We start from the raw sequence: 25,336 nt of genomic DNA, 5'->3' as shown, positions 1-25,336 counted from the left end.
AAAAAAACGACTTAACTACCTAGCAAGATTAAATTGACACCACAAAGACATCTTCTTTCGTTTTTTGCGCTAAAAGTACCAAGAGAATAATCAAACCAATAATGGGAATAAAACACAATAATTGCCACCAGCCAGAGCGCCCAGTATCATGCAAGCGCCGAGTTGCAATACTAATGCTGGGTAAAAAGATAACCACGCTAGCAATAACAGATAAAATCGTAATATTTAAAAAAGCTAACGAGACATTTATCACTAAATAAATAAGAACAAACATCCAATACTCTTTTCTGGGTGTACGGCCTTTAAAATCAGAATATTGCTTAAAAGCATTAATAAAATGGTTCATTTTTCCTTATCCTTGGTAGTAAAAACAAGATACGCCAACAAAAACGCACCGTTTTAATTTCATAAAAGTCATATATATATCACAATACAGACCATGTTTCACCTGTGTTATCTCCTTACTAGAAAAATACACAGACACAATGTTAATCGGTCAAAAAGAAAGTTACCCGCGTCACGACTCTGATATCTTTTTCGATTTTTTGCGTGTCACCATAGTTTTGTCCTGCGTCGCGAATGACAAAGTTACCTTGTTGCGCACGCCTGATCCCCCCTACCTTTACGCCTGCATTAATGGCAAATTCATTGGCTGCTAAACGTGCATTTTGAGTGGCTTCTTTTAACATGGCAGGTTTGATGCTATTGAGTTTGGTAAAGTAATAACTGGGCGCTCTATTTTGAAGGTCTAGCCCTTGCGCTATTAGCTGATTTAGTTTTGAACGAACCACTGCAAGTAAGCGTACTTTATCGGTACTGACCTCTATAATCCCCTCTAGCACATACTTTTCTTCAACCAATTTGCCATTTGCATCTCTAAACTCATCTTTTATATAATTAACCACCCCCGGAAGGATCTCTTCTGCACTAAAACCACTTTTTAATAATAAGGTGATTATTTTATCTTTATCTTGTTCTGATTTTTTATAGAGCGCAGGGATCTCTTTTTTATCGGTACCCGATACCGTATACGCGATTGACCAATAAGCTTGATCAGCTTCAACCTTACGTTCAGCAAGCCCCCTCACTTCAGCTGTATTAATAGCGATACGTGAATTATATAATGTTTGACTGATAAAATAGCCAGCCAGACTTAAGCCGCCAGCAAGTAATCCCGCACTTATTAATAGCTCTAAATTGTTTGATTTTTGTTTTCCCATCTCTTTCTCCGCCCCATAACACACGCAAGCGTGCTTTAATATAACAGCCGACTACAGGCCTTTAATGCAGTGTACGCTTCTGAGCCTCATTAACAAAGAGAGGTGATAGCCCGTTTGATCAAGCTTTCATTTATCTCTACATTCATTAAGAATATTTATAAAGACAAAAGATTAAAATCACGGGGATATTGCACCAATAGTCTTTTTATTTCTGACCCTGGGATATCTAATGTTTATTTCTCCATTTTCAGGTTGCATTGTAAGGAGTCACCATCAAAAAATACTGCGCAGTCATTAACTCAACAAGCCATTTACTCGTATTGATAACATCTAAAATAGAAACAGAGCCTGCTTATGTGAATATATATGTGTTTGAATTTTATTCGCATGAAAAACGTAAACTATGACATTTAATTGTTTCGCCAATGATTTAAAGTCAACCGCTTTACCTTCTTTTTGTACGATTAAAAATAACGTTTGCCTTACGATATTTTACAAATACATTTTTGTGGGGATGCCTATTGTTCCTAGTACTAATCTACTGCTTGTGCGCAATCTACTACCGGCGGATGAGTAAACTTTTTATCGTGTATCAAGTAGCGTATAAAGCTGTATTTTTTTGCGAAGTGACAATGACAAACATCTCATAAAAGTCTTTAATTTGACTTTAAATTACCTTTTATAAAACAATACGCCTACAATAACGTAATAAAAGAACAATAAACTAAAAAAAGGCTTATTTTACGAGTACTTAATTTAAAAAGTCAAAGAATACTGGGCGCACACTTGTTCATCATATACAGTGTCTATGATCTCATTTAACCTTTGCTGTGAGGAGCGACATATTAGTTACATTCGAAACGCTAAATAAAATTAATAACAGACTAAATATCGCGTAATAAAAAGGAAAAGGAAGCCTATAACCTACGCCTCTGTGTAATGCATTCTATTTTGTTCAATACAAAGTGCTGCTCGCACACAAATATACATGTTTATAAAAAGGCTCCTTTAATATGAAAGCACTGAAATATTCAACCTCCATTAGCGCTCATGTCACGCTCATTTTCCTGTCCTTATTCATATCTACATCCCTTAGCGCACGGCAGATAATACCCATTAATGAACAAGATTTATCTTCGATAGAAAAACAACGTGAAAATTATCAAAATGCAAAAAAAATGCTGTCATTAGGCAATTTTGATGAATATGCACAGTATAGAAATAAAGTGGGCAATTACGCATTAGCACCTTACTTAGATCATCAGTCTTTACTCTTACAATTGCAGAATAAAAACCCCAAAGAGATCAGTGACTTTTCAAAGCACTATGCTTCATTACCCTTTATTCGATCATTACCTTATAAATATTTAAGCTATTTAGGAGAAAACGAGAAATGGACTGAGTTTTTGACTTACTTCCCTAATGAGCCTTACAGTGAAAAATTACGTTGTTACTATTATCAAGCGACATTATCTGCAGGTGATTGGCGCAAAGCATGGCAAGGTGCAAATAAACTTTGGCTCAAGGGTGCCTCTGTACATTCGGCGTGTGATCCGTTGTTTGATTCCTGGGAGCAAGCTGGAGGCAAGACTGACACTCAAATATTAGAAAGAATGTCATTAACGTATGAAAAAGGTAATGGTCGACTCTTAAAAATATTAAACAAAACATTAAAATATCAAAGTAGCCAAAAAACAGCAGATAAAATGCTAGCGTTGCATAAAAATTCCAACGATGTAGGTAATTACGCTGAAATTAATGCTATCACTCCCCTTAATAAACGCATCGTCATAGCGACGTTTAAACGCTTAGTGAGAAAAGATATTGCGTTAGCCGTGCAACAATATCAACAAGTCGTTACGGGCCAAGACTTAAATGCAACGCAGCGCCAACTATTAGCGGATTTTGCCTCCTTTAGACTTTTTTCAACTAAAAATAAAGAACTTATCGATTGGCGAGACAAAATGATAGCAAAGAGCCACTCTAAATCCTTACTCGAATTTAGGATCCGTCTTGCTATTGGTCAGTCTGATTGGCCACGCGTAGAACAATGGATAGACAAGTTACAACCTAAAAATCAACTCAGTACTCGCTGGCAGTATTGGTTGGCACGTGTTGAGCTTAAAACTCAACGAGTAACGGCTGCGAATAATCGCTTACATGCTTTATTAGGTAGCCGAGATTTTTACAGTATTGCGGCAGCTGAGCGTTTAAATGAAAATATTAAATATCCCGTTTCAGTTGCAGATACGCCCCCTGCAGAGCCCGTTAAATTTAAAAAAGCACTATTGCGTATTCATGAATTATTAAAATTAAATAATGACAGTGATGCAAAACGAGAATGGCAATTTATTCTCACCCAAAGCAATTCGACGCAAGCACTTGAGCTTGCAAAATATGCAAGCTTACAAAAATGGTCTCATTTTGCAATTTTAGCGACTATAAAAGGCCGCCTATGGGAGTATATTAGCTTAAGGTTACCCATTGCTTACCAAGACTCTTTTGATTTATACAGTAAAAAATTCAACGTAAGTAAAATCACCATGATGGCTTTATCTCGTCAAGAAAGTGCATTCTCTCCACTGGCAAACTCTCCCGTTGGCGCACGAGGATTAATGCAAATTATGCCTGCAACGGCTAAATATACGGCCAAAAAAATGGGGTTTAACTATCAAGGCTCTGACAGTCTTTTTGATCTATCAACCAATATGAATATAGGGACAAATTATCTTAAAGGATTACTAACCGAATATAACGACAATCGGATCTTTGCTTTTATTGGCTACAATGCAGGCCCCAATAGAGTTAAGCGTTGGCGAGAAAGAAGTAATGGAACATTAGATGTATATGCCTTTATTGAAACGATCCCTTTTAAAGAGACACGAGGCTATGTGCAAAATGTTCTCATGTTTGAACGCTATTATCGTGATCTATTAGGCCTTAAAGGACAGTTTATAACTAAAAATGAATATCATACTAAGTATTAGCCTTCGATTGATATATCGTTGCGATTAAAGAAAAGGGAATAAGCATTAACAATGCTTATTCCCTTTTCGTTTTTAATGTACTTTTAATAAAGGTATTTAATAAAAAAACAGTGCGAGTGCCATTTTAATTTAACTCATTATTTCATCTTCGTCTAAACGATCCAATTTTTTTAAATAAGCAGTTTGGATGCACTCTAACTCAGCAACAGACAGAGGCGCTAATTTTGCATGGCAATATCGACACACTTTTGCATTTATTTGAACTTTTTCAGAACAATCAGGGCATTCTCTGGATTTTTCTACTTTTGCTTTTAGCATCTGCAAATCTTTTAAACGTTTTTTTCCCGCTAAATTATGAATAGCAAAAAAGATAATAACCATCAATATTAATATAAATAACATTCTATTTTCCTTCTTAAGGCCGCATCAAAACAACTTAAAACAAAGAACTTCTTATTTTCCCCTGTATGAATATAACTATCTTAGCAATATCAACAAATCCTTTTTTATATCCCCACGCTCACAAGTAGAAGATCTCACAAGACAAAATAATATCACGGCCCATTAATGCCTGTCAGTATCTCCGCTTTTTTAGTATGGGTTTATTTAAAATTTGAGAGTTCAAACAAAAATAGGGATCTATTTGAAAATAATGTCTTAATTTTTTACCTTAAAATTCACTCGGGTTTAAGTAAACAAAAAATCTATTTTAATACGAGTTGAGAAATCATATGACTAAGGAAAGGCTTTATTTTCGGCTGAAAATGAAAAAACCCATCAACAATAAATTGTTGATGGGTTTTAAAATGGTTGGAGTCGGCCGATAAGCCGGGTTCTGTCGTGGATCGTCATTCCTCTAGGCCGCCAATCACTCGACGGCTCAAGCAACCTACCCGCTTCCAGTATGGGCCATACCTCAGGAAGCCTATTTGGTTTTGCTTCAGGTGGAGTTTACCCTGCACTAATGATCACCCATTAGCCGGTGCGCTCTTACCGCACCCTTTCACCCTTACCGACAAATAAATTTGCAGGCGGTCTTCTCTCTGCTGCACTTGTCGTTAGCTTGCGCTACCCAGGCGTTACCTGGCACCCTGCCCTATGAAGCCCGGACTTTCCTCCCCTCTATAAACTATAAATAGCAATAAAGCGGCGACGATCTAGCCAACTCCGCAGTAATTATAACGCACTCTTTTTAGCGATGACAGTTATAAATTCTCTAATCCCCATTTATAAAGGTCATTTTTCTTTTGCTGATGGATTTGTGCTGTTAAAGCAGCCGCTTTTTTTAACGGAAGCTGATCTTTTAACAAACGTAATGTATTTAAGGCATCTTCAGGGATCCTATCCTCTTGTAAACTTGCCCCTGCTACCATTAACACAAACTCACCGCGACAATGATTGGTGTCTTGCTCTAGCCAAGTCAACATTTCTGATGCGGGAAAACTATAAAAAGATTCAAATGTTTTAGTTAATTCGCGGGCTATCACCAATTTACGTTCGCCACCAAAGATCAAGATGATCTGTTTAACCGTATCCATAATACGTCGTGGTGACTCATAAAATACCATGGTACGTTTTTCTTCGATCAACGCTTTTAATTTATCTTGTTTGCCTTTTTCTTTCGCTGGCAAAAAACCTTCAAAGGTAAATCGGTCTGTTGCAAGGCCGGCACTACTTAACGCAGTGATCACAGCAGATGGCCCCGGAATAGGGACAACATCAACACCAGCAGCGCGACACTCATTCACTAAATGATAACCGGGATCGCTGATTAAAGGCGTGCCTGCATCAGAAATAAGCGCGATGGCAAGGCCTCCTTTGATTTTTTCTATCAATACTTTGGCGCGATCGCGCTCATTGTGATCGTGTAACGCAAACATCGGTTTTTTTATTTGATAATGATGTAATAATTTACCACTATGACGGGTATCTTCAGCTGCAATAATATCCACCAACCGCAAAGTTTCAATCGCGCGATAAGTAATATCACTAATATTTCCTATCGGTGTCGCAATGATATAAAGTTTTGCTGGAAATGATGATAAAATCTGACTACTTTCAGACATTAGGGTCGCCTTAATAAAATAATATTGTTTAACTGAAGCCACAATATTACACTATAGAGCTAGGGTTACCTACCGCCAAATTAACTTGCTTATTTTGAGGCCTATCAAAGGATAATATTTTGAATTTTTTTACGTTTAAAAAAACTAATTATAAACTGTTAACTGTAGCATTAAGTTTTCTGCTATTAAGTGCATGTAGCACCTCGCTTTCAATGCGAGAAAACACCCCTCCAGCACTTTTTTCTCAATTAGAAAACAATGCGACTTATTATCTTGAGCAAACTAAAGTTGCTAATGATGAGGCGCGTACACCGTGGCAACTCGTCACATTACAAGCATTGATAAGTGAGCATAAATTAATACTGGCTCAGTCACTCATTGAGCACTTACAAAAAATACCTTTAGATGCACCTTTAACACTGTCTCAAAATGCCCATTTTACCCTTTTAATGGCAGATAAATTTTATGCAGAAAAAGATTTCGACAATGCGCAAAAGGCACTCAATCAAATTAATAAAGCAATTTTGTCTCCGCTTGCTTTAATACATTTTTATCATTTACAAATTGATTTAAATATCACAGCAGAAGCGCACTTAGAGGCATCTGAAAATATATTCCAGTTACTGCCACTATTAAGAGACGCGGACGATGACGAGCTACAAAAACAGCACGACAGTCTACTCAACCAACTTGCTTTATTGTCTCCTGATACTTTAGCCCTGCTAATACAAAAAAGTAGCAATACAACAACCGAGACTACGCAGCAAGCTTGGTACGAATTAGCTCAGATTTATCAAAGTTATCAATTACGCCCTAATCAGTTACTGCGTAAAGTAAATGCTTGGCAAACTCAATATCCTGCTCATCCGGCCTCTGACATTATTCCCTCTCAGTTAGTCAATATCGATATGTTAAGTCCTTATACTCCTAAAAGAATAGGCGTAATATTGCCCCTTTCAGGTCGTTTTGAATTACCTGGTAATGCACTGCAAACCGGTTTTTTAGATGCTTATTACAAGCAAATACAACAACAAAAAAGTAATAACACGTTTAATGAAGCAATGAGTGAAAACATATTCTTCTATGATAGCCAGACTCAAAACATGCAAGAAATTGAAGCACAACTTCGCCTTGATAATATTGATTTTGTGGTGGGCCCTCTGCTAAAAGAAAATATACAAACACTATTACCTTTAATTGAAGATATACCTACGCTAGCGCTTAATGCATTGAGCTCTGAAGATGATATTAACGCATTAGATGATGTGCAGTGGCATTATGCTTTCCCTCTTTCTCCTGAAGAAGAAGCGAAACAAGCAGCAGAGCTTATTACCTATCAACAGCATAAACATCCGTTAGTCATTGCACCAAAAGGATCTTATGGTGAGCGAGTTAGTTTGGCGTTTAGTCAGCGCTGGGAAAGCCTACACCCTGCAGAAAAAAAACCGATAGAGCGTCATTATTTTACGAGCAAACGTCAATTAGGCACCTTTGTAGACAGCGTATTACAAAATAAAGCCAGTAAACGCCGCATTTTACAAATGCAGGCGATCACTCTTCTGCCTTTAGAAACAGAAGTGCGCAGTCGCCGAGATATTGATGCTATTTATATTATTAGTAAACGTGATGAGCTTATTTTATTAAAACCTTTTATTGATGTATCGGTTAGCCCTTTTGCTAAAACAATTCCACTGTACGCAAGCTCTCGCAGTAATAGTTTAGATCGTAGCAAGCAAAATAAAGAGCTATCTCAGTTAATATTCTCTGATTCACCCTTTTTATTAGCCCAAAATCAGAAACGCTTAAATGCGATACAAAAAGAGTGGAAAAACAAATCTTTTAGTACACTACGCCTTTATGCATTAGGTTTTGATAGCTACCAACTCATCAACCAACTGGTATTTTTACAACATGATCCTAAAGCGACTTATAATGGTGCTATCGGTAAGCTTTCAGTCACTAAACATAATTTAGTACATGCGAAGCTCTCTTGGGCTAAATTTGAAAATGGGGTAATGTTTGACGTACCTGCGCCGACGACAGCCAAGTAACGCTAAAGGCAATAAAGCAGAGCAACAAGCCTTACTCTATTTACAAGAGCAAGGCTTAGTGCTTCTTTATCGAAATTACTATTGCAGCTATGGCGAAATAGACTTGATCATGCGCGATAAACAAACGTTAGTCTTTATTGAAGTACGTTATAGAAAAAATAATGCATTTGGAGGTGCATTAGCCTCGATAAGCCCGTCAAAACAGCGTAAAATAATTGCAACCGCAGCCTTTTTTTTGGCAAAGCAACAAAATGAATACGATTGTCGCTTTGATGCTGTTGCTATTGATGATAGCGCCACCTCACCACAATGGATCCAAGGCGCTTTTCAAGCATAAGATGAAATAATTCAATGATAAATAAAACCATACAAGCTCATTTTGCAGAGAGCATTCAAACTAAAATAGTGGCTGCAGAAGCCTTACCCGAAGCCATAGAAAAAGCAGCAAGAGCACTCAGTGAAGCGTTGCTACGCGGCAATAAAATACTTGTTTGTGGTAATGGAGGCGCGGCTGCACTAGCACAAATATTTGTCGCTCATCTGCTTAACAAATATGAAACGGATCGCCCCGCTTTACCTGCCATTGCTATCACCGCTGATTCAGTCTTGATTTCTGCTATCTCAACAGACAGTCATTTTGATGAGATTTATGCAAAACAGCTTTCTGCGATTGCCCAAAGTGGCGATATCCTGCTGGCAATCAGCCATGGAGGCAATAGCCGAAATATGATCCGCGCTGTTGAAACTGCGCTCAGCAAATCCATTCAACTCGTCGTTTTAAATGGTGTTGATGGCGGTGAACTTGCAGGTCTATTAGGCTCTGATGATATCGAAATACGTGCCCCAAGTGATAAAGGCTCCCGTATTGAAGAGATCCACCTTCTGGTGATAAACTGTTTAAGTGATCTCATTGATCAACAACTTTTCTTAAAAGTAGAATAAACACATGAAAATATATTTTAAAATTTTATCTTCTGTATTTCTAGCATTCGTATTACAAGGTTGTGCAGGAGGACTTATCATCGCAGCCGGAACAGCAGCCTATATCAGCAGTGATGAACGCAGTGTCACAGAGCAGTTCGATGACGGGAAAATTTCAAGTGATGCGCTCGATACTATCAACCAATTAAACATTGCTCGTGATGATTTACGCATTAATTTAATTACCAACAGCGGTTATTTATTAGTACTGGGCCAAGTAAATGACGCGCAGACAAAAGATAATATTTCAAAGAGTCTTGCGAAAATTGATGGTATAAAAGAGGTATATAATCAACTTCGTATCCAACGCCCCATTGATTTTTCGCAGCAAAGTAAAGATTCTTGGATCACCACAAAAGTTAAAAGTCAGTTCACCAGCGACGAGCGAGTGAACCCATTAAAAATTAAAGTGATCACCGAAAATAGTGAAGTTTTCTTAATTGCAAAAATTGATAGCAAGATGGCAAAATATGCCACCAATATTGCACGTAATGTCGACGGCGTAAAAAAAGTAAATCGTGTATTTCAACTTTCTGATGAAAAAAAAGATTAATCTGATATAAATAAGGACTCTAACAGAGTCCTTATTTTATACTTCTAACAAATGATAAATCGCCGTTTTTTTACTCTTCAACTCATTACACTTATGACACCAAAAATTAACGGCGCCACAAGCTTGAAGGCGCTCTAACTCATCGCCACAATCTTGGCAGTCAATCTGCAGTTTAAAATTAACTTGGCAATACTGACACTGGCGCTCTAACGGCCCTGTGCGTATAACGGGTTGCTTGCATCGCGGACAATCTAATTGCATCTAATGCTCCTTATTTGTGCCCTAAGGGCGCTTTACGCTAAAAAAACACCTTTTAAACACCTCCCATCATTGATAAATAAAATCGAGTAATACTCGAATGTAATGGTCGATAACTTGGGCTGCTTAAATAAAATCTACACATAAAAAAAGCACCTAATAAAGCGCTGATATTTGCTCTATTAAATGCCATAAAAGTATCACCTAATCAGTGACACTTGATTTACTAAGAAGAAAATAAATTTATTTTTTCTTCTTATTGTGGAACTTCATCATACGCTTACGCTTATGCATTTGATTTGGCGTTAGCTTATTACGACGCCCTTCAAATGGGTTAGTACCTTCACGAAATTCAATACGAATTGGTGTGCCCATAATACGCAATGAACGACGGAAGTAATTCATTAAATAACGTTTGTATGAATCAGGTAATTTTTTAACCTGATTACCATGGATAACAATCAATGGTGGATTGTAACCGCCGGCATGTGCATAACGTAATTTTACGCGGCGACTTTGTACCATTGGTGGATTATGATCATCTACAGCCATCGTCATAATACGCGTCAACATAGAGGTTGAAATACGCTTAGTTGACGAGTCATAAGCTTCTTCAACAGACTCATATAAATGCCCAACACCTGTGCCGTGCAATGCTGAGATAAAATGAATTTTAGCAAAATCGATAAAGCCTAAACGACGATCTAACTCCGTTTTTACACGCTCTTTATCGTAATCGGTCATGCCATCCCATTTATTAACGGCAATCACCAATGAGCGACCTGAATTTAACGTGTAACCTAATAAACAAAGATCTTGCTCTGCAATACCGTCACGTGCATCAATCACTAATAAGACAACATTCGCATCTTCAATCGCTTTCAATGTTTTAATGACTGAAAACTTCTCAACCGTTTCATTCACTTTTTTACGCTTACGTACGCCCGCAGTATCAATTAAAATATACTCACGATCGTCTCGGCTCATCGGAATATAAATACTGTCACGTGTAGTGCCGGGTTGATCGAAAACAACCACACGCTCTTCACCTAAAATACGGTTGATCAGTGTCGATTTACCCACATTAGGTTTACCAATAATGGCAAGTTTAATCGGCAAGTCAGCTAAACGCTGTTGCTCTCTTAACAGTTTTTCTTCATCATCTTCAATAAGTTCAGGATCAAGATCAAACTCAGCGTCATCAAGATCTTCAGAATGGTCAAAAAAGCCATCTAAAGCGGTATCAATCATTTTACGCACACCTTTGCCGTGTGCAGCCGCAATGTGGTAAACCTCTCCCAATCCAAGGGCATAAAATTCAGCACAAGCACTGTCAGCATCAATGCCATCAGTTTTATTTGCCACTATAAATACTTTTTTCTCTTGCTTGCGCAAATGATCTGCAATGGCTTGATCTGCCACCATTAGACCAACACGCGCGTCGACCATAAATAGCACGGCATCCGCTTCATCAATAGCAAGTAATGATTGGCCAGCCATTAAAGAGTCAATACCCTCTTCATCACCGGTGATACCACCCGTATCGATAACAATAAATTCATCTTCATCAAGCTTTGCTTGACCGTATTTACGATCGCGCGTTAAACCAGGAAAATCAGCAACAAGAGCATCTCTTGTGCGTGTTAAACGGTTAAATAGTGTTGATTTACCCACATTTGGGCGCCCCACTAAGGCTATCACTGGTAACATATTTACATAATCCTATACAAAAAAGCCCCTCGACAAAAAAGGCGAAGGGCTATTATACGTGCTAAGCACGATATTACTAATTCTTATTAAACAACGGCTTTTCGATTGCCACTATTTTACCACTACGCGTCTGTAAATACAGATAATTATTTGTTTCATACGGTGCGCTATATAGGCCATCTGAATCAATGAGTTGTTGTGCAACAAAGTGCCCATCTTCTCTATTTAACCAATGTAGATAACCTTGTGCATCACCAACCACAATATATTGGTTAGCAATACTCACTCCCGTTAAATTACGGTAAGTTAATTGCTTATTAACCCATAGTTGCTCACCACTGTCACTATCGACAGCAAAAATATAACCGCGCTGGTCGGTAAGAAATAATGTTTTTCCAGATAACGCTAACGCATTATATCCAGAATATTCTTTTGACCAAAGTTGCTGACCTTTAAGTAAATCAATCGCTAATAGATTACCGTTATAAGCTAATATATAAATAATACCATTATGTACAATTGGCGCCATATCCACATCAACGATACGATCTAATTCCGTTGCACCAAAAGGTCGAGCGACAGGAAGTTGCCAAAGTGGTTGACCATTTTTAAGCAAGGTTGTTGCAATAAACCCATCGGCACGTCCATAAACTATACCACCTTGCGCTATTACCGGCGTTGCACTGCCTCGCAATGTTAGCTTAGGTAGCTTATTTGTTAATGTCCAAAGCTCTTCACCTGTAACACTGTCTAACGCCGTCAAATCACCTCGACTCGTATGTATTATCACGATCCCTGATGCATAAACGGGTTGGGCTATCACCTCACCACGGACTTTAGCAAGCCACAACAAGTCACCCGTATATTTATCTAAGGCAAAAACTTGCGCATTTTCAGTGCCAATCAACAGCATATCTCCGGCAAGGCTTATGCCACCAGAAAAGCGCGCTGAGCGATTGAGTTTATTACTTTCATGCTTTGCAAAATTGACTGACCAAAGTGATTTTCCACTTTGCGCAGCAAACGCTTTTACTCGGCCATCGCGAGATGCCACGTAAACAAAGTCTTCATCCGCAACCGGTTGCAATTGTGAGTAATACTTATCAATACCCGATCCCACACTGTCTTCCCAAGCGATCTTAGGTTGATAGCTCGCCTCAAAAATAGGAAGCTCCGCCATTTTAACGACATCTTCATCACCTGAAAAAACAGAGCACCCACTCAGTAACAGAGCGCCAAGTCCCATACAAACGAGTTTATTTATGCGTTGCTTCATTTATTTCTGTCCTATTTATCAAGAACAGGTGCGGATACACTATCTGCTTGTTCAAGCGTTAGATCATTAAATTGTAACTGTAACAAAGGATCGATTCGCCCTTGGCTTGCTTCAATGCCACGTTTAAAAGCAAGACGTGCGTTTTCTAAATCATTTTGTAATAAGTAAACAGATCCTCGTGCTTGCTCAACTTGTGCCATAAAACTTTTTTCAGAGATCAACGCTAATGTTTCAAGAGCATGATCATATTCTTTTAGTTGCGCTTCTACGCGCGCCAAACGTAAATTGATCACTGGATTTAATGACTCAGAATAATCGCTGACTTGTAATTGTTTTAATTGTGTTTTAGCTAAATTAAAGTCTTTTTGTAGTACCGCTTCTTTGACTAAAGAAAGGCTTGCTAACAGCGCATAATTATTACCACTGTTGGCACTGATAAATTTCTCAATTACAGTAAAATCTTTATTTGAACCTTGTGCGGTAAACTTGATCATCATATCTGTATATTCTTGTGACACTTCCTCTTGAGAAGTTGCCGCCGAAGAATGATAAAAACGCCATCCCCACAATGAAGCTAAAACAACTAAGGCTGTAATAATAAAAGTATTACCATTTTTTTTCCACCATCCTTTGATGGCATCAACTTGCTGTTCTTCTGTTTCATAACCTTCGATAATATCAACCACGAGTAGTCCTCAATTAATTTGTTTTATTAAAAATAAGTAGGTAATACAGTAAGTAAGCTATCCATATCAACTGTTTGTTGATCTATTTTACCTGATAAGTCTTTTATTGTGACGCTGTTACCTTGTAATTCATCTTCTGCAATGATCAACGCTAATCGTGCGCCACTTTTATCTGCACGTTTCATCTGTTTTTTAAAGTTACCCGCGCCACAATGATGCATCATTTTAAGGTGTGGTAATTCAGTGCGAATTATTTCTGCCATTTTAAATCCAGCAAGATCTGTGTTTTCGCCCACTAACACACTATAAATATCAACATCTGATGCGATATCTTTATTGAGTTCAAGTTCATTTAACATTAAAACAATACGTTCAAGGCCCATCGCAAAGCCGACAGCTGGCGTCGATTTACCCCCTAATTGTTCTACTAAACCATCATAACGACCACCGGCACAAATTGTTCCTTGTGCGCCCAAGCTTGATGTTACCCATTCAAAAACAGTACGGTTATAGTAATCAAGGCCACGGACAAGACGTTCATTGATAACATATTTAATGCCGGCAGCATCTAAATATTTTTGTAGCTGTTTAAAATGCTCAACTGATTCATCATCTAAATGTTCAGATAATTTAGGCGCATCGACAAGAAGAGCCTGTACTTGCGGATTTTTACTGTCTAAAACGCGCATAGGATTGGTTTTCATACGGCGTTTACTGTCTTCGTCTAATTGGTCTTCATGCTTCTCTAAAAATGCAACTAAGACTTCTTTGTAAGCCGCACGTGCAACATTTGATCCTAATGAATTAATTTGTAATTCAACATGCTCATTAATGCCGAGCGCTTTCCATAATCGCGCTGAAAGTAAAATAACTTCCGCGTCGATATCGGCACTTGCCATACCAAAGGTTTCTACACCAAATTGGTGAAATTGACGATAGCGACCTTTTTGTGGGCGTTCATGACGAAACATCGGGCCGGTGTACCATAGGCGACGTTCTTGATTGTACAATAAACCATGTTCATTGCCTGCGCGAACACAAGATGCAGTGCCTTCAGGGCGAAGCGTTAAACTGTCACCGTTATCATCAAAGGTATACATCTCTTTTTCAACGATATCAGTCACTTCACCAATTGAACGTTTAAATAAAGCCGTACTTTCTACCAGTGGCATCCGAATTTCAGAATAACCATAACTGCTTACTACTTGTCGTAATAGTGATTCTAATTTTTGCCAAACAGGGGTTTGATCAGGAAGAGTATCATTCATTCCTCGTATAGCTTGGATCTTCTTTGCCACGATAATTTCTCAATGCAGTTAGTAAAAAAATAAACAAAGATTATAACGAAAAAGCCTCATTGATGTAAACATAACGGGCTTTTCAATAAAATTAAACTTTTATAATCAAATTTTTAGGATCTGTGCGACTTATGCGTGCACGAATTTTAGCTTCTAATTGGTCAATGACCTTATCATTATCAAAACGGTCTCTTTGACGCTTGCCATCTTCGTAGAATCCACTTTTATTGCGTCCACCGGTAATGCCGATGTCCGATATTAAAGCTTCACCAGGACCGTTAACAACGCAGCCAATAATAGAAACATCCATCGGCATGATCACATCTTCTAAACGCTTTTCTAGCTCATTCACGGTCGCAATAACATCAAACTCTTGGCGAGAGCAAGTAGGGCAAGCAATAAAATTAATGCCTCGGCTACGAATACGCAGTGATTTTAAAATATCAAAGCCAACTTTGATTTCTTCAACGGGGTCAGCAGCTAACGATACGCGTAACGTATCACCAATGCCTTGCGCAAGTAACAGGCCCATGCCCACAGCAGATTTAACACTACCACTGCGCAGTCCACCGGCTTCGGTAATGCCTAAATGCAAGGGTTGTTGGATTTCTTTGGCCAGCAATTGATAAGACTCAACAGCCAATAGTGCATCAGATGCCTTTACACTGACTTTAAATTCATCAAAATTAAGACGCTGTAAAATATCCACATGACGCATTGCAGATTCCACTAAAGCGGCAGCGGTAGGCTCTCCATATTTTTCTTGAATATCGGTTTCTAATGATCCGCCGTTAACACCTATGCGAATGGGGATATTATAATGACGGGCACAATCAACGACACTGCGAATGCGTTGTTCATTACCAATGTTTCCGGGGTTAATACGTAAACAGTCTACGCCATATTCCGCTACTTTGAGGGCGATACGATAATCAAAATGAATATCAGCAATTAAAGGTAAAGAAGTACGTTTTTTTATTTCTTTAAAAGCTTCAGCGGCATTCATTGTAGGTATAGAGATACGAACAAGATCTGCGCCCACCGCTTCTAAACGTTGGATTTGTGCAACGGTTGCATCAACATCGGTGGTTAATGTATTAGTCATTGATTGCACACTTATCGGTGCATCACCACCGACAGCAACATTACCGACCATGATCTTTTTTGACAGGCGGCGCACAATAGTGGAGGTATGGCTCATTCTTAATTACTCTTTATATTTAATTGTTATGATAGAGAGCCAAAAATATCAAGTCATTGGTAATACAAATACTGCGCTTTTTCCAGACTCAAAATTGTTTTTAAGGATCTCGTTTTGGTATTGTATTTCAACAACACTCGGATCGCCTAATTTTAACTGAAAAGGGGGCTCGCCTTGTAACGTTAGCACTCTCCCTCTTTTATATAAGCCAAATGCCACGCGTTTATTTTTAGCATCTTTGATCTCAGTCCAACAGTCTGCAGAATAAGTTAACGACATAGAAACTAAAAGAGGCTTGTTTTCTACAATATCTTTGGGGGTTTCTTTGTTGGCTACCTTGACACTGACCTCACTTTTAAGACTTTGTTCTGTTTTTTGTATTGGTGCACTTTCTTTGACTAAAGATTTTTCATCCGCTTGAGAAGGCACTACACTTTCATCCTCTATGTTATCAACAGGAATAGTGATCGCCATATTATGGATCTCTCGAGCTTGTTCATCTAGCTCAACGCTATTATTTATATTTATATCAAATTTAGAAAAATCATATATTTGTTGCCAATAATTCACAATTAATGCACCTAACAACATAATAACCAAGGTACTAAAAATTGCCCCCGTATGCTGACTTTTATTAAGAGCGGGGGTAAACAGACTGGGTTTAGCAAGTACTTTTTTTTCTTTGCGTAGCGCACTTAACGAAGTAAACTCTTCAAACGTGTCAAGATCATCTAATCCCACTAGCCTTGCAAAGTTGACTAAATATCCACGTAAATAAATAGGTGAACACTTTTTTTCTTCGAGGATTTTTTCCACAGAGAATTCAATGTTTTCTATAATGTTTTTATGTATATTAAGTTTTTCAACGACATCTTGAACAGAAAACTCACGCTGCATCCGTGCATTTTGTAACGCTTGTCCAAGAGGTAAATTCTGTTTATCACTGCTCATTTTTACCGCCACCATTAATAATCATGATTTAAATATTTTAATGCTTGTTGTGAATCTGGAAATTGAAGCACTAACGCTTGCGAGTATTTATCAAAACTTGCTTTTTTATTTTCAGCAGCGCTTAAACGAACCCACAACCATAAACTTTCTGCTGATGCTTTTTTTATTTTGTCATAACGAAGAAGACTTACATATGCATCTTCATACGATTTTTGATTTATATATAACCGTGCTAATGCCAGGTTAAGATAAACCTTTTGGGGCCCGTGAGATAATGCAGATTGATAATAATGTAATGCTTTACTTATCTTCCCTGATTTTTCAGCGCACATTCCCGCATTTTCATACGTATTTGCCACCGCATTATACGCGGACTGTTCGATTGCCTTTATAAAGGCTTGATCAGCAGCGTCATAACGCCCATCTCTGCATAAAAACGCCCCGTAATTATTATAAGTATCCGCATTATCACGCTCTAATAACAAGGCTTTCTTATAATAAAACTCTGCAAGATCACTTTCGTTCACCTTTTGATAGTAATAAGCAAAAACCCGATTAACGCTGGCATCCTCGGGTTGGTATTTTAAGGCCTTATCTAAATTTTCTTTGGCTAATTGCATGTTCTCTTGACGCAAATAAAGCAAAGCTAATTTAACGCGCGTTCTTGCAGCGCCAACAGGATCAAAGCGCATCACTGCACCAGCACCTGTATTTTTAGTTACAACAGTCACATCTCCAGATACACAACCTAAAAGTAAAGTTGTAGATATGAGGATGGCTAATATAAAACGCATAAAGTCCCTAAAAAAATTTAATACTTATAACAAAAGTAGATTAACCATATTGAACGAAATCAAATAATTTTTCATTGTTTTTTTATTGTAATCCAATATAGATCTAAAAAAAACAGATTATTTTATTTTTAACATTCTGAAATTGCTATGTTTTCACCCATTTGTCGTTTTCTCATGGTGCGTTTAGTTCGATCTATCACATCTCCCACAAGTTGACCACACGCAGCATCAATATCATCGCCTCGTGTTTTACGGACAATAACAGTGTAGCCATATTCCATTAAAACTTTATTAAAACGATCCACTCGGCTGTTACTCGGTTTCTTGTAACTGTTATCCGGGAAAGGATTAAAAGGAATAAGATTTATTTTACACGGCGTATCTTTCAATAAGATAGCCAATTCATGCGCTTGATCTGTCGAGTCATTAAAGTGATCTAGCAAGAGATATTCAATGGTAACCTTACCTCTGTTTGCTTTTGATTTTGCTATATAACGCTTAACACCTGCTAAAAAATCTGCAATGTTATATTTATCATTAATAGGCATCATTTGCGAACGTAATTCATCATTTGAGGCGTGCAGTGATATAGCTAAAGCCACATCGATGCGATCTCCTAAAATATCTAACGCGGGAACCACACCCGAAGTTGAGATAGTGACGCGACGTTTTGATAAAGCATAACCAAAATCATCAAGCATAAGCTCCATCGCAGGTATTACGTTATTTAAGTTTAGTAAGGGCTCACCCATACCCATCATAACGACATTAGTGATAGGTCTCTTACCACTCTCGCCCATGACGCCTACAATTTTTGCCGCACGCCAAACTTGACCAATAATTTCAGACACCGTTAAGTTTCGATTAAAACCTTGCTGCGCTGTAGAGCAAAAATTACATGCTAACGCGCAACCCACTTGCGATGACACACATAATGTTGCTCTGTCTTTTTCAGGGATATAAACGGTTTCGATATCTTGATCGCCAACCTTCATCACCCATTTAATCGTACCATCTTTACTACGTTGTTCAACGCGCACTTCAGGTGCCACAATTTCTGCACATAACGTTAATTTTTCACGCAGTTTTTTATTAATATTACTCATTTCTGAAAAATCGTCACAACCGTAATGATAGATCCACTTCATTACTTGCTCTGCACGAAAGGCTTTTTCACCCATATCAACAAAAAATGCACGTAAACCTTCGCGGTTTAAATTTAGTAGGTTTACTTTTTTAATACTCATGGGGCCCCATACAACAAAATCCAAAAAAAGGATTGTACAAAGGATAAACGAAGATAGCTAGGCAAAAAGACCTCCTCTTTAAAGAAAGTCTTTTACCATTATAGCGTAGTGATGATAGGGATTTGTTTTTTAGGCGAATAATCATAAAAAATAGTCTGTATACCCGCATCACCTTGGAGATGTATTGTTTTATACAATTTCCCGCGTTGTAGCAAAACTTGCATCATAGGGGCTAGTCCTTGCGCGCTTAAATGAAAATGAGTTAATAAACACGCTTCACTCACCCGCTCTCGTTGTTGCACATATTGTTTTATCGACTCTAAAATCATAAATGCACCTTTTGTTGCAATACATTACCGCGACGCTTTAATAAAAATAAAACGCTGAACATAATAAAAATCGACAGTGTAATATAAATAACACTTATTTTAGGTTGTTGCATAAAAGTCGCTATCTGATAATAAAGCGTGGCAACAATATACGCACTTAAGGTTGTCCACAGTGCAATAAATTTAGCCCACGTCCCACCAACTTCTCGCACAATTGCCCCCATAGCGGCGGCACAGGGTGCATATAATAAAATAAATAAGAGATAAGCAAAGGCGGCCTCCTGACTAACAAACGCTTTTTGAATGTTTTTATAAATACTCAAATCGACACCTTGCTCAGTAGCTGCAATATCTAAATTAGCAATATCACCGACATTTAACCCCAAAGGATCACCCATGCTTATACCAAACAAGTTCTCAGGGATAGTTTGCAAAGCCTCATTAAATTTATCTAATAATGAAAATGACGTTTCCTCAGGTATTGATGGCGTACTATAAAGATTGTTTAAAGTGCCAACCACCGCCTCTTTAGCAAAAAGACCGGTAATAATACCGACTGTCGCAGGCCAATTATCCGCTTTAACGCCCAAGGGAGATAAGATAGGCGTCACCCACTTTGCGCCTTGACTCAACACTGAATCTTGGCTGTCTTGGTGGCCAAAACTGCCATCTAAACCAATAGAGTTAAGTACATTTAATAATGTCACCACCAACACAATGATTTTCCCAGCCCCCAATAAAAAACCTTTTAATTTATGCCACGTTTTAATCAATGTACTTTTAAGCGTTGGAAATTCATAATCAGGTAATTCTAAAAACATATTTTCACTTTTACCGGGTAAAACAGTACGGCTTAATACAAACCCCGTTAATACTGCGACGCTAATACCGATAAAATACAAAAGAAAAACAATGTTTTGTCCATTATCAGGAAAAAAGGCACTGGCAAATAAAGCATAGACAGGTAAGCGAGCCCCACATGACATAAAAGGAGACATCACCACCGTTAATAGCCGTTCCCGCTCTTTTTCTAAGGTGCGAGCGGCCATCACGGCCGGCACAGTGCACCCAAAGCCGATGATCATCGGCACAAAAGATTTACCGGGCAAACCAAGCCATTGCATAAATCGGTCAATAACAAAGGCTGCCCGAGCTAAATAACCTGAGCTTTCTAAAATGGATAAAAAAAGATATAAACACGCAATCACAGGAATAAACGTAAGCACCGTTTGTATCCCATTTCCCATACCGAATGCCAGTATATTGATAAGCCAATCAGGCACTGACATCGCGCCTAATATAAGCGCAAAGCCATCTACAAAAACAGCCCCAGAAAACAGATCAAAAAAATCAATAAAAGCACTGCCTATATTGATTGAGAACATAAACATCAGATACATCACCAAAAGGAAAAAAGGAATGCCAATATATTTATGCAACGTGAATGCATCTATTTTTTCTGTGATAGACCGTCCTAAATGGCCTTCAATACGCACAGATTTCTGCGTTATTTGATAAATAAAACTATAACGCGTTTCAGCGATTTGTAAGTCCACATCGACCTTAATATCAAAAAGAAGCTCTGTTACTCGCCTTTGTTTATCTTTTGTAAAGTAGCGATTAAGCGAGCTATCTTTTTCTAAAACTTTAATAGCTAACGCACGCAGACCTAATGTACTCGGGTCAAACTGCTTTTCTAACGCACTAATAACCCCTTCTAGCTCATCACCATAATTAAGGCGTAATGCAACCCGTTTTTCTAATTGCAGGTGCACACTTTGTAGCTCCTTAATTAAGTTAGACACCCCCACTTTATCATGCGCACTGAGCATAAATAATGGGCAACCTAACTCTCTTGCAAGACGTTTCGTATCAATGCATAACTTTTTCTTTTTCGCCACATCGAGTTTATTTAACACGGCAACCACTGGCAAACCTAACTCACGAAGCTGTAAGGTCAGATACAAACTACGCTCTAAACAACTTGCATCAATAACATTAATAATGATATCTGGCATATTTTGCATGACATAATCAAACGCGATACGCTCATCAATAGAGCCCCCCAACGCATCCTGATCTAAATTATAAATTCCGGGAAGATCAATCAAGGTAACAACTTGTCCATTATGTAACTTAAAAGTACCTGTTTTTTTATCAACGGTAACACCACTCCAATTACCCACGCGCTGATGAGATCCAGTCAAGGCATTAAAGAGTGTTGTTTTACCCGAATTAGGATTACCTATGGTTGCAATAGTCAGGTTCATTTTTCAGCCTTAACGAGAATAAACTGGGCTAAGGATTTTCGCAGAGCGATACGATTATTTGCACAAACAACCGCCAAGGGGTCGCCCAAAGGAGCAACGCAGAGAAGATCAACTTTTGCATTAGGTAAAAAACCTAAATTAAGTAATTTCTTGCGTATTGCAACGTCCATATTTGACATATTAATAATATAAGCTGAATCGCCTACTTTTAAATCCGATAAAAACATGCATTACTCCCGAGTATTTGACTATCACCCATCTCTCTACTTATCTCTTTAATCGACACGGTTGTTAATAATTACCATTCACAACCATACTAGCTTAAAATACATTGTAGCGCATGGTTTTTCCGTGACAGTCCTTAATTATGTTAAGCTGAAAAAGAAATTAATAAGGAATATGCTATGGACTTTAATGATCTAAATCTCGTTTACTCTACTGACATAGGTAAAATAGAGCCAACCAAAGAAGAAAAATCTCCCCCTAAAAGTGATGGTATTATTCGTTTACACCGAGAAACTAAAGGCCGAAAAGGTAAAGGTGTGATTTTAATAAAAGGCTTACAACTCGATGAAAAATCGTTAAAGTCTCTCGCCAAAGAGATAAAAAAACGCACCGCAACAGGTGGCGCCATTAAAGACTTTGTGATTGAGATTCAAGGTAACGATCGTGAATTAATAAAACAAATACTCGAGAAGAAAGGTTATAAAGTGAAGTTTTCGGGGGGGTAAATGGATCATGTGACGGAGCATCATGATCCTCTTTTTTAACTAAAAATTAAAAGATAAAATCAATCGAAATATATACTTTTACTCGAAGATATTTCCGTAGATTCACCTTTAATAGCATGCGCTTCATTTGCCCACTCACCTAAGTCAATTAACTGGCAACGTTTGCAACAAAAAGGCCTAAATTTACTCGCCTCTACCCATAACACATCTTTTTTACACGTTGGACATTTTACTTGCATTTTTATTTCCTAACAACACGTCTGTTTAAAGACAATAGAATCAGAGAGATGATGCTCTATCTCTGCACTCATAAAGCGGATAGAATAACGATCCTTATGCCCACTCATCATTGGATAAACGGCATCATCATCGAGAATTTCAATGATCACAAAGCCACAGTTTTCAATTTGTTGTTGCTGAAAAAAACCATTGAGCGCTGTTTGTTCTGACATTTGACCTTGTGAACGCTTTATTTTTAAAAATAAAGAGATAGATTTTTCTAAAAAATAAAAATGCTCCATCCAATATTTAACGTCTTTTTGGCGTTTTTCTAACGTGTCATTAACCCAGAAATGATATTGAGGAAGATCAAAGTCACACGTGCCTGCTGGCATCGAAAAACGTTGTTTTAATGACGTTAAAAATCGATTTTGTTTAAAAAAGCGCAATTGTTTGGGCATCTCGGAAACACCATTCATAAACGTATCCATCTCAGCCAACAACGCATTAACGGCGTCGTGGTCAACGTCATCCACAGTTAGCCAACTTGCCATCTCTTCCATTAAAAGACGCAGATCTTTCACTAAATCATGGCGTATATCACAACGCTCTGTCATCTCTAACAAATCAAAAAAACCTTTAAAGAAGGCAACTAAATCATTTTTATTTTCAACATTGATACTTTCTTTTATTTGTAAAAAAAGAAATTCAAAGCGTAAATAACTACGATATTTCTCATTGAGAGGATATTCGAAAGTGATCATCTTTTATTTTTCACTCTTACTTAAATAGACCTAAATCGTACAGGAAAAAAGCATAAACTTAAATGCTAAAAGATCTAAATTTATGATCTAATTTGGTAACTTCATCTTTTAGCTGCGTTAAACTGGCCGTACTGTTATTGATAACAAAATCCGCTCGAGATAAACGCGCTTCTCGTCCAATTTGGCTTGCTATGATAGCTTTTATGGTTGCAATATCGGTATTATCGCGCGCGCTTACGCGTTGTAATTGTATTTCTTCATCCACGTCTACCACTAAACAATGATCACAAAAAACATCGAGGTTATTTTCAAATAGCAAAGGCGCTTCAAAAATCACATAATCTCCCCGCGCGTGTTGTAACTGCAATAACATTTCAGTTCGGATCAAGGGGTGTAATAACGCATTCAAATACGCTTTTTTATTCTCATCAGAAAAAATAATACGGCGCAGTAACGGCCGATTCAATTGCCCATTAATTAAAATTTCCGGACCAAAATAAGCACTAATTTCAGCCAATACAGGCTGATCTTTTTGAACCACTAAGCGCGCAATAGCATCCGCATCAATGATCACAACCTGATGCGCTAAAAACAATTTTGACAGTGTTGACTTTCCACTACCAATACCACCTGTTAAGCCAATAACGACTGTCATTGCATTCTCCTCAATAATTACGCTTATTTTATAGTGAGATCATTGCTATTGATAACCTATTAAGGTTATATTTGCCTTTTTAGTCATTGATGGAAACAATATGCGAGAACAAGAGATAGCAGAAAGCGTCCAACGAGCCTTAGATGAAGACTTAAAGGGAGACTCTGGCGTACAATGTGATATTACAGCACAACTTATTGCACAGAACAAACAAGCAAAAGCGGTGGTGATCACCCGTGATGACGCTGTTTTTTGTGGCCAAGCATGGACAATTGAAGTCTTTAAACAATTAGGCAATGATGTAAAAATCACTTGGCATGTTAAAGATGGTGATTTTGTACCCGCAAATAGTCCTCTTTTTACGCTTCAAGGCTCAGCGCGCTCCATGCTGACAGGTGAACGAACAGCATTAAACTTTATTCAGACATTATCAGCTATCTCAACACAAGTTAAAGCCTATATGGATTTAATTGCAACCACCCAATGTAAGCTACTCGATACGCGTAAAACGCTTCCAGGCCTGCGTAATGCATCTAAATATGCGGTTTTATGTGGTGGCGGACATAACCATCGTATTGGCCTTTTTGATGCTTATCTTATTAAAGAAAATCATATTTTAGCGTGTGGTGGCATTAAAGAAGCCATTAACATGGCTAATACTCACCACCCAGAGCTTTGGGTTGAAGTTGAAGTTGAAACGCTTGATGAACTTCGCCAAGCATTAGATGCAGGCGCACAGCGTATTATGCTCGATAATTTTACGATAGAAATGATGCAACAAGCGGTGTCACTCAACAAAGCACATAGCAACGTTGCAGATTTAGAAGTATCTGGCAATGTCAGTAAAAAAACTATCTTAGCTTTTGCCCAAACGGGTGTTGATTATATTTCTGTCGGCGCATTAACCAAGCATATTCAAGCCGTTGATCTTTCGATGCGCTTTGTCGATAACGACGAGTAATACCAAAAGAACTAAAAAAGTGATCAGTCTTGCTGGAAAAATTATCCCTACCTACGTTATGAGTTTTGAAGTGAGAGCAACTATCTCCTACAACTCACGCCTTGTTAGAGCTGATTTTTCCTGCGTAA

26 protein-coding genes and 1 other RNA gene are annotated in these 25,336 nt (G+C 38.0%); 7 read left to right on the top strand and 20 right to left on the bottom strand.

The window, feature by feature from the left end:
- Positions 1 to 28: 28 nt before the first annotated feature.
- Positions 29 to 346, bottom strand: a complete 318-nt coding sequence (locus PCNPT3_RS03845) for a DUF805 domain-containing protein (RefSeq protein ID WP_015464558.1) — start codon at positions 344 to 346, stop codon at positions 29 to 31.
- 142 nt (positions 347 to 488) lie between these two features.
- A complete protein-coding gene (locus tag PCNPT3_RS03840) occupies positions 489 to 1,220 on the bottom strand; it encodes an SIMPL domain-containing protein (protein ID WP_015464557.1) in 732 nt (243 codons plus the stop codon).
- Positions 1,221 to 2,233: 1,013 nt separating this feature from the next.
- Between PCNPT3_RS03840 and PCNPT3_RS03835 the strand changes: the two genes are divergently transcribed.
- The gene (locus PCNPT3_RS03835; protein WP_015464556.1) at positions 2,234 to 4,207 is read left to right on the top strand and encodes a transglycosylase SLT domain-containing protein; all 1,974 of its coding nucleotides are present in this window, start codon (positions 2,234 to 2,236) and stop codon (positions 4,205 to 4,207) included.
- 129 nt (positions 4,208 to 4,336) lie between these two features.
- Here the strand turns inward: PCNPT3_RS03835 and PCNPT3_RS03830 are convergent, their stop codons facing one another.
- From PCNPT3_RS03830 to rsmI, 3 genes are all read right to left on the bottom strand, one after another.
- The gene (locus tag PCNPT3_RS03830) at positions 4,337 to 4,609 is read right to left on the bottom strand and encodes a hypothetical protein (RefSeq protein ID WP_015464555.1); all 273 of its coding nucleotides are present in this window, start codon (positions 4,607 to 4,609) and stop codon (positions 4,337 to 4,339) included.
- 406 nt (positions 4,610 to 5,015) lie between these two features.
- Positions 5,016 to 5,376, bottom strand: an RNA gene (rnpB, locus tag PCNPT3_RS13635) — RNase P RNA component class A.
- Between the two features lie 36 nt (positions 5,377 to 5,412).
- Positions 5,413 to 6,273 carry a 16S rRNA (cytidine(1402)-2'-O)-methyltransferase gene (gene rsmI / locus PCNPT3_RS03825; RefSeq protein ID WP_015464554.1) on the bottom strand — a complete coding sequence of 287 codons (861 nt, stop codon included), beginning with the start codon at positions 6,271 to 6,273 and terminating at the stop codon, positions 5,413 to 5,415.
- Between the two features lie 119 nt (positions 6,274 to 6,392).
- On the opposite strand from rsmI, the gene PCNPT3_RS03820 reads away from it, so the two are divergent.
- Genes PCNPT3_RS03820 through PCNPT3_RS03805 form a run of 4 tightly spaced genes read left to right on the top strand, consistent with a single transcriptional unit; the run spans position 6,393 to position 9,858 of the window.
- Complete coding sequence (locus tag PCNPT3_RS03820; protein WP_015464553.1) at positions 6,393 to 8,324, top strand: penicillin-binding protein activator; 1,932 nt, start codon at positions 6,393 to 6,395, stop codon at positions 8,322 to 8,324.
- The gene (locus PCNPT3_RS03815; protein WP_015464552.1) at positions 8,293 to 8,661 is read left to right on the top strand and encodes a YraN family protein; all 369 of its coding nucleotides are present in this window, start codon (positions 8,293 to 8,295) and stop codon (positions 8,659 to 8,661) included. Before PCNPT3_RS03820 ends, PCNPT3_RS03815 begins: the two co-directional genes overlap by 32 nt.
- A 17-nt stretch (positions 8,662 to 8,678) precedes the next feature.
- Positions 8,679 to 9,266 (top strand): SIS domain-containing protein, encoded by a 588-nt coding sequence (locus PCNPT3_RS03810; RefSeq protein WP_041771392.1) that lies wholly within the window; start codon positions 8,679 to 8,681, stop codon positions 9,264 to 9,266.
- Between the two features lie 4 nt (positions 9,267 to 9,270).
- Positions 9,271 to 9,858: a BON domain-containing protein gene (locus tag PCNPT3_RS03805; RefSeq protein WP_015464550.1), complete on the top strand. Its 588-nt coding sequence runs from the start codon at positions 9,271 to 9,273 to the stop codon at positions 9,856 to 9,858.
- 36 nt (positions 9,859 to 9,894) lie between these two features.
- On the opposite strand, the gene PCNPT3_RS03800 is transcribed toward PCNPT3_RS03805, so the two are convergent.
- The 12 genes from PCNPT3_RS03800 to PCNPT3_RS03745 form a co-directional block, all read right to left on the bottom strand.
- Positions 9,895 to 10,119, bottom strand: coding sequence for a zinc ribbon domain-containing protein (locus PCNPT3_RS03800; RefSeq protein WP_015464549.1), 225 nt, complete (start codon positions 10,117 to 10,119; stop codon positions 9,895 to 9,897).
- Between the two features lie 240 nt (positions 10,120 to 10,359).
- Positions 10,360 to 11,826: a ribosome biogenesis GTPase Der gene (gene der / locus PCNPT3_RS03795; protein ID WP_015464548.1), complete on the bottom strand. Its 1,467-nt coding sequence runs from the start codon at positions 11,824 to 11,826 to the stop codon at positions 10,360 to 10,362.
- A gap of 76 nt (positions 11,827 to 11,902) precedes the next feature.
- Complete coding sequence (gene bamB / locus PCNPT3_RS03790) at positions 11,903 to 13,102, bottom strand: outer membrane protein assembly factor BamB (protein WP_015464547.1); 1,200 nt, start codon at positions 13,100 to 13,102, stop codon at positions 11,903 to 11,905.
- Between the two features lie 11 nt (positions 13,103 to 13,113).
- The gene (locus PCNPT3_RS03785) at positions 13,114 to 13,788 is read right to left on the bottom strand and encodes a YfgM family protein (protein WP_015464546.1); all 675 of its coding nucleotides are present in this window, start codon (positions 13,786 to 13,788) and stop codon (positions 13,114 to 13,116) included.
- Between the two features lie 26 nt (positions 13,789 to 13,814).
- Positions 13,815 to 15,086: a histidine--tRNA ligase gene (gene hisS / locus PCNPT3_RS03780; protein ID WP_015464545.1), complete on the bottom strand. Its 1,272-nt coding sequence runs from the start codon at positions 15,084 to 15,086 to the stop codon at positions 13,815 to 13,817.
- A 91-nt stretch (positions 15,087 to 15,177) separates the two neighbouring features.
- Positions 15,178 to 16,287, bottom strand: coding sequence for a flavodoxin-dependent (E)-4-hydroxy-3-methylbut-2-enyl-diphosphate synthase (gene ispG / locus PCNPT3_RS03775; protein ID WP_015464544.1), 1,110 nt, complete (start codon positions 16,285 to 16,287; stop codon positions 15,178 to 15,180).
- Between the two features lie 48 nt (positions 16,288 to 16,335).
- Entirely contained in the window at positions 16,336 to 17,238 is a 903-nt protein-coding gene (locus tag PCNPT3_RS03770) for a RodZ domain-containing protein (protein ID WP_015464543.1), read from the bottom strand.
- Positions 17,239 to 17,252: 14 nt separating this feature from the next.
- A complete protein-coding gene (pilW, locus tag PCNPT3_RS03765; protein ID WP_015464542.1) occupies positions 17,253 to 18,032 on the bottom strand; it encodes a type IV pilus biogenesis/stability protein PilW in 780 nt (259 codons plus the stop codon).
- A gap of 128 nt (positions 18,033 to 18,160) precedes the next feature.
- A complete protein-coding gene (locus PCNPT3_RS03760; protein ID WP_015464541.1) occupies positions 18,161 to 19,279 on the bottom strand; it encodes a bifunctional tRNA (adenosine(37)-C2)-methyltransferase TrmG/ribosomal RNA large subunit methyltransferase RlmN in 1,119 nt (372 codons plus the stop codon).
- A gap of 98 nt (positions 19,280 to 19,377) precedes the next feature.
- The gene (locus PCNPT3_RS03755; RefSeq protein ID WP_015464540.1) at positions 19,378 to 19,608 is read right to left on the bottom strand and encodes a FeoC-like transcriptional regulator; all 231 of its coding nucleotides are present in this window, start codon (positions 19,606 to 19,608) and stop codon (positions 19,378 to 19,380) included.
- The gene (gene feoB / locus PCNPT3_RS03750; protein ID WP_015464539.1) at positions 19,605 to 21,878 is read right to left on the bottom strand and encodes a Fe(2+) transporter permease subunit FeoB; all 2,274 of its coding nucleotides are present in this window, start codon (positions 21,876 to 21,878) and stop codon (positions 19,605 to 19,607) included. The genes PCNPT3_RS03755 and feoB overlap by 4 nt, the downstream gene beginning before the upstream one ends.
- Positions 21,875 to 22,105, bottom strand: a complete 231-nt coding sequence (locus tag PCNPT3_RS03745) for a FeoA family protein (protein ID WP_015464538.1) — start codon at positions 22,103 to 22,105, stop codon at positions 21,875 to 21,877. Before PCNPT3_RS03745 ends, feoB begins: the two co-directional genes overlap by 4 nt.
- Before the next feature lie 177 nt (positions 22,106 to 22,282).
- On the opposite strand from PCNPT3_RS03745, the gene yciH reads away from it, so the two are divergent.
- A complete protein-coding gene (yciH, locus tag PCNPT3_RS03740) occupies positions 22,283 to 22,609 on the top strand; it encodes a stress response translation initiation inhibitor YciH (protein WP_015464537.1) in 327 nt (108 codons plus the stop codon).
- 59 nt (positions 22,610 to 22,668) lie between these two features.
- Here yciH and yacG read toward each other — a convergent pair whose 3' ends face one another.
- The 3 genes from yacG to coaE are packed head-to-tail and all read right to left on the bottom strand — an operon-like array spanning position 22,669 to position 24,247.
- Positions 22,669 to 22,848 carry a DNA gyrase inhibitor YacG gene (gene yacG / locus PCNPT3_RS03735; RefSeq protein WP_015464536.1) on the bottom strand — a complete coding sequence of 60 codons (180 nt, stop codon included), beginning with the start codon at positions 22,846 to 22,848 and terminating at the stop codon, positions 22,669 to 22,671.
- A 9-nt stretch (positions 22,849 to 22,857) separates the two neighbouring features.
- The gene (gene zapD, locus PCNPT3_RS03730; protein ID WP_015464535.1) at positions 22,858 to 23,592 is read right to left on the bottom strand and encodes a cell division protein ZapD; all 735 of its coding nucleotides are present in this window, start codon (positions 23,590 to 23,592) and stop codon (positions 22,858 to 22,860) included.
- 58 nt (positions 23,593 to 23,650) lie between these two features.
- The gene (gene coaE / locus PCNPT3_RS03725) at positions 23,651 to 24,247 is read right to left on the bottom strand and encodes a dephospho-CoA kinase (protein ID WP_015464534.1); all 597 of its coding nucleotides are present in this window, start codon (positions 24,245 to 24,247) and stop codon (positions 23,651 to 23,653) included.
- A 100-nt stretch (positions 24,248 to 24,347) separates the two neighbouring features.
- Between coaE and nadC the strand changes: the two genes are divergently transcribed.
- Positions 24,348 to 25,208, top strand: a complete 861-nt coding sequence (gene nadC / locus PCNPT3_RS03720) for a carboxylating nicotinate-nucleotide diphosphorylase (protein ID WP_015464533.1) — start codon at positions 24,348 to 24,350, stop codon at positions 25,206 to 25,208.
- Positions 25,209 to 25,336: the final 128 nt, after the last annotated feature.

It is taken from the genome of Psychromonas sp. CNPT3 (assembly GCF_000153405.2).
Taxonomy (GTDB): domain Bacteria; phylum Pseudomonadota; class Gammaproteobacteria; order Enterobacterales; family Psychromonadaceae; genus Psychromonas.
Note: the sequence above shows the minus strand (reverse complement) of the source record. Positions and strands in the feature narration are given on the sequence as shown.

Coding starts and splice junctions, on each gene's coding strand:
- PCNPT3_RS03845 (WP_015464558.1), bottom strand. CDS start 346: ATGAACCATTTTATTAATGCTTTTAAGCAATATTCTGATTTTAAAGGC.
- PCNPT3_RS03840 (WP_015464557.1), bottom strand. CDS start 1,220: ATGGGAAAACAAAAATCAAACAATTTAGAGCTATTAATAAGTGCGGGA.
- PCNPT3_RS03835 (WP_015464556.1), top strand. CDS start 2,234: ATGAAAGCACTGAAATATTCAACCTCCATTAGCGCTCATGTCACGCTC.
- PCNPT3_RS03830 (WP_015464555.1), bottom strand. CDS start 4,609: ATGTTATTTATATTAATATTGATGGTTATTATCTTTTTTGCTATTCAT.
- rsmI (WP_015464554.1), bottom strand. CDS start 6,273: ATGTCTGAAAGTAGTCAGATTTTATCATCATTTCCAGCAAAACTTTAT.
- PCNPT3_RS03805 (WP_015464550.1), top strand. CDS start 9,271: ATGAAAATATATTTTAAAATTTTATCTTCTGTATTTCTAGCATTCGTA.
- PCNPT3_RS03800 (WP_015464549.1), bottom strand. CDS start 10,119: ATGCAATTAGATTGTCCGCGATGCAAGCAACCCGTTATACGCACAGGG.
- der (WP_015464548.1), bottom strand. CDS start 11,826: ATGTTACCAGTGATAGCCTTAGTGGGGCGCCCAAATGTGGGTAAATCA.
- bamB (WP_015464547.1), bottom strand. CDS start 13,102: ATGAAGCAACGCATAAATAAACTCGTTTGTATGGGACTTGGCGCTCTG.
- ispG (WP_015464544.1), bottom strand. CDS start 16,287: ATGAGCCATACCTCCACTATTGTGCGCCGCCTGTCAAAAAAGATCATG.
- PCNPT3_RS03770 (WP_015464543.1), bottom strand. CDS start 17,238: ATGAGCAGTGATAAACAGAATTTACCTCTTGGACAAGCGTTACAAAAT.
- pilW (WP_015464542.1), bottom strand. CDS start 18,032: ATGCGTTTTATATTAGCCATCCTCATATCTACAACTTTACTTTTAGGT.
- PCNPT3_RS03760 (WP_015464541.1), bottom strand. CDS start 19,279: ATGAGTATTAAAAAAGTAAACCTACTAAATTTAAACCGCGAAGGTTTA.
- PCNPT3_RS03755 (WP_015464540.1), bottom strand. CDS start 19,608: ATGATTTTAGAGTCGATAAAACAATATGTGCAACAACGAGAGCGGGTG.
- feoB (WP_015464539.1), bottom strand. CDS start 21,878: ATGAACCTGACTATTGCAACCATAGGTAATCCTAATTCGGGTAAAACA.
- PCNPT3_RS03745 (WP_015464538.1), bottom strand. CDS start 22,105: ATGTTTTTATCGGATTTAAAAGTAGGCGATTCAGCTTATATTATTAAT.
- yciH (WP_015464537.1), top strand. CDS start 22,283: ATGGACTTTAATGATCTAAATCTCGTTTACTCTACTGACATAGGTAAA.
- yacG (WP_015464536.1), bottom strand. CDS start 22,848: ATGCAAGTAAAATGTCCAACGTGTAAAAAAGATGTGTTATGGGTAGAG.
- zapD (WP_015464535.1), bottom strand. CDS start 23,592: ATGATCACTTTCGAATATCCTCTCAATGAGAAATATCGTAGTTATTTA.
- coaE (WP_015464534.1), bottom strand. CDS start 24,247: ATGACAGTCGTTATTGGCTTAACAGGTGGTATTGGTAGTGGAAAGTCA.
- nadC (WP_015464533.1), top strand. CDS start 24,348: ATGCGAGAACAAGAGATAGCAGAAAGCGTCCAACGAGCCTTAGATGAA.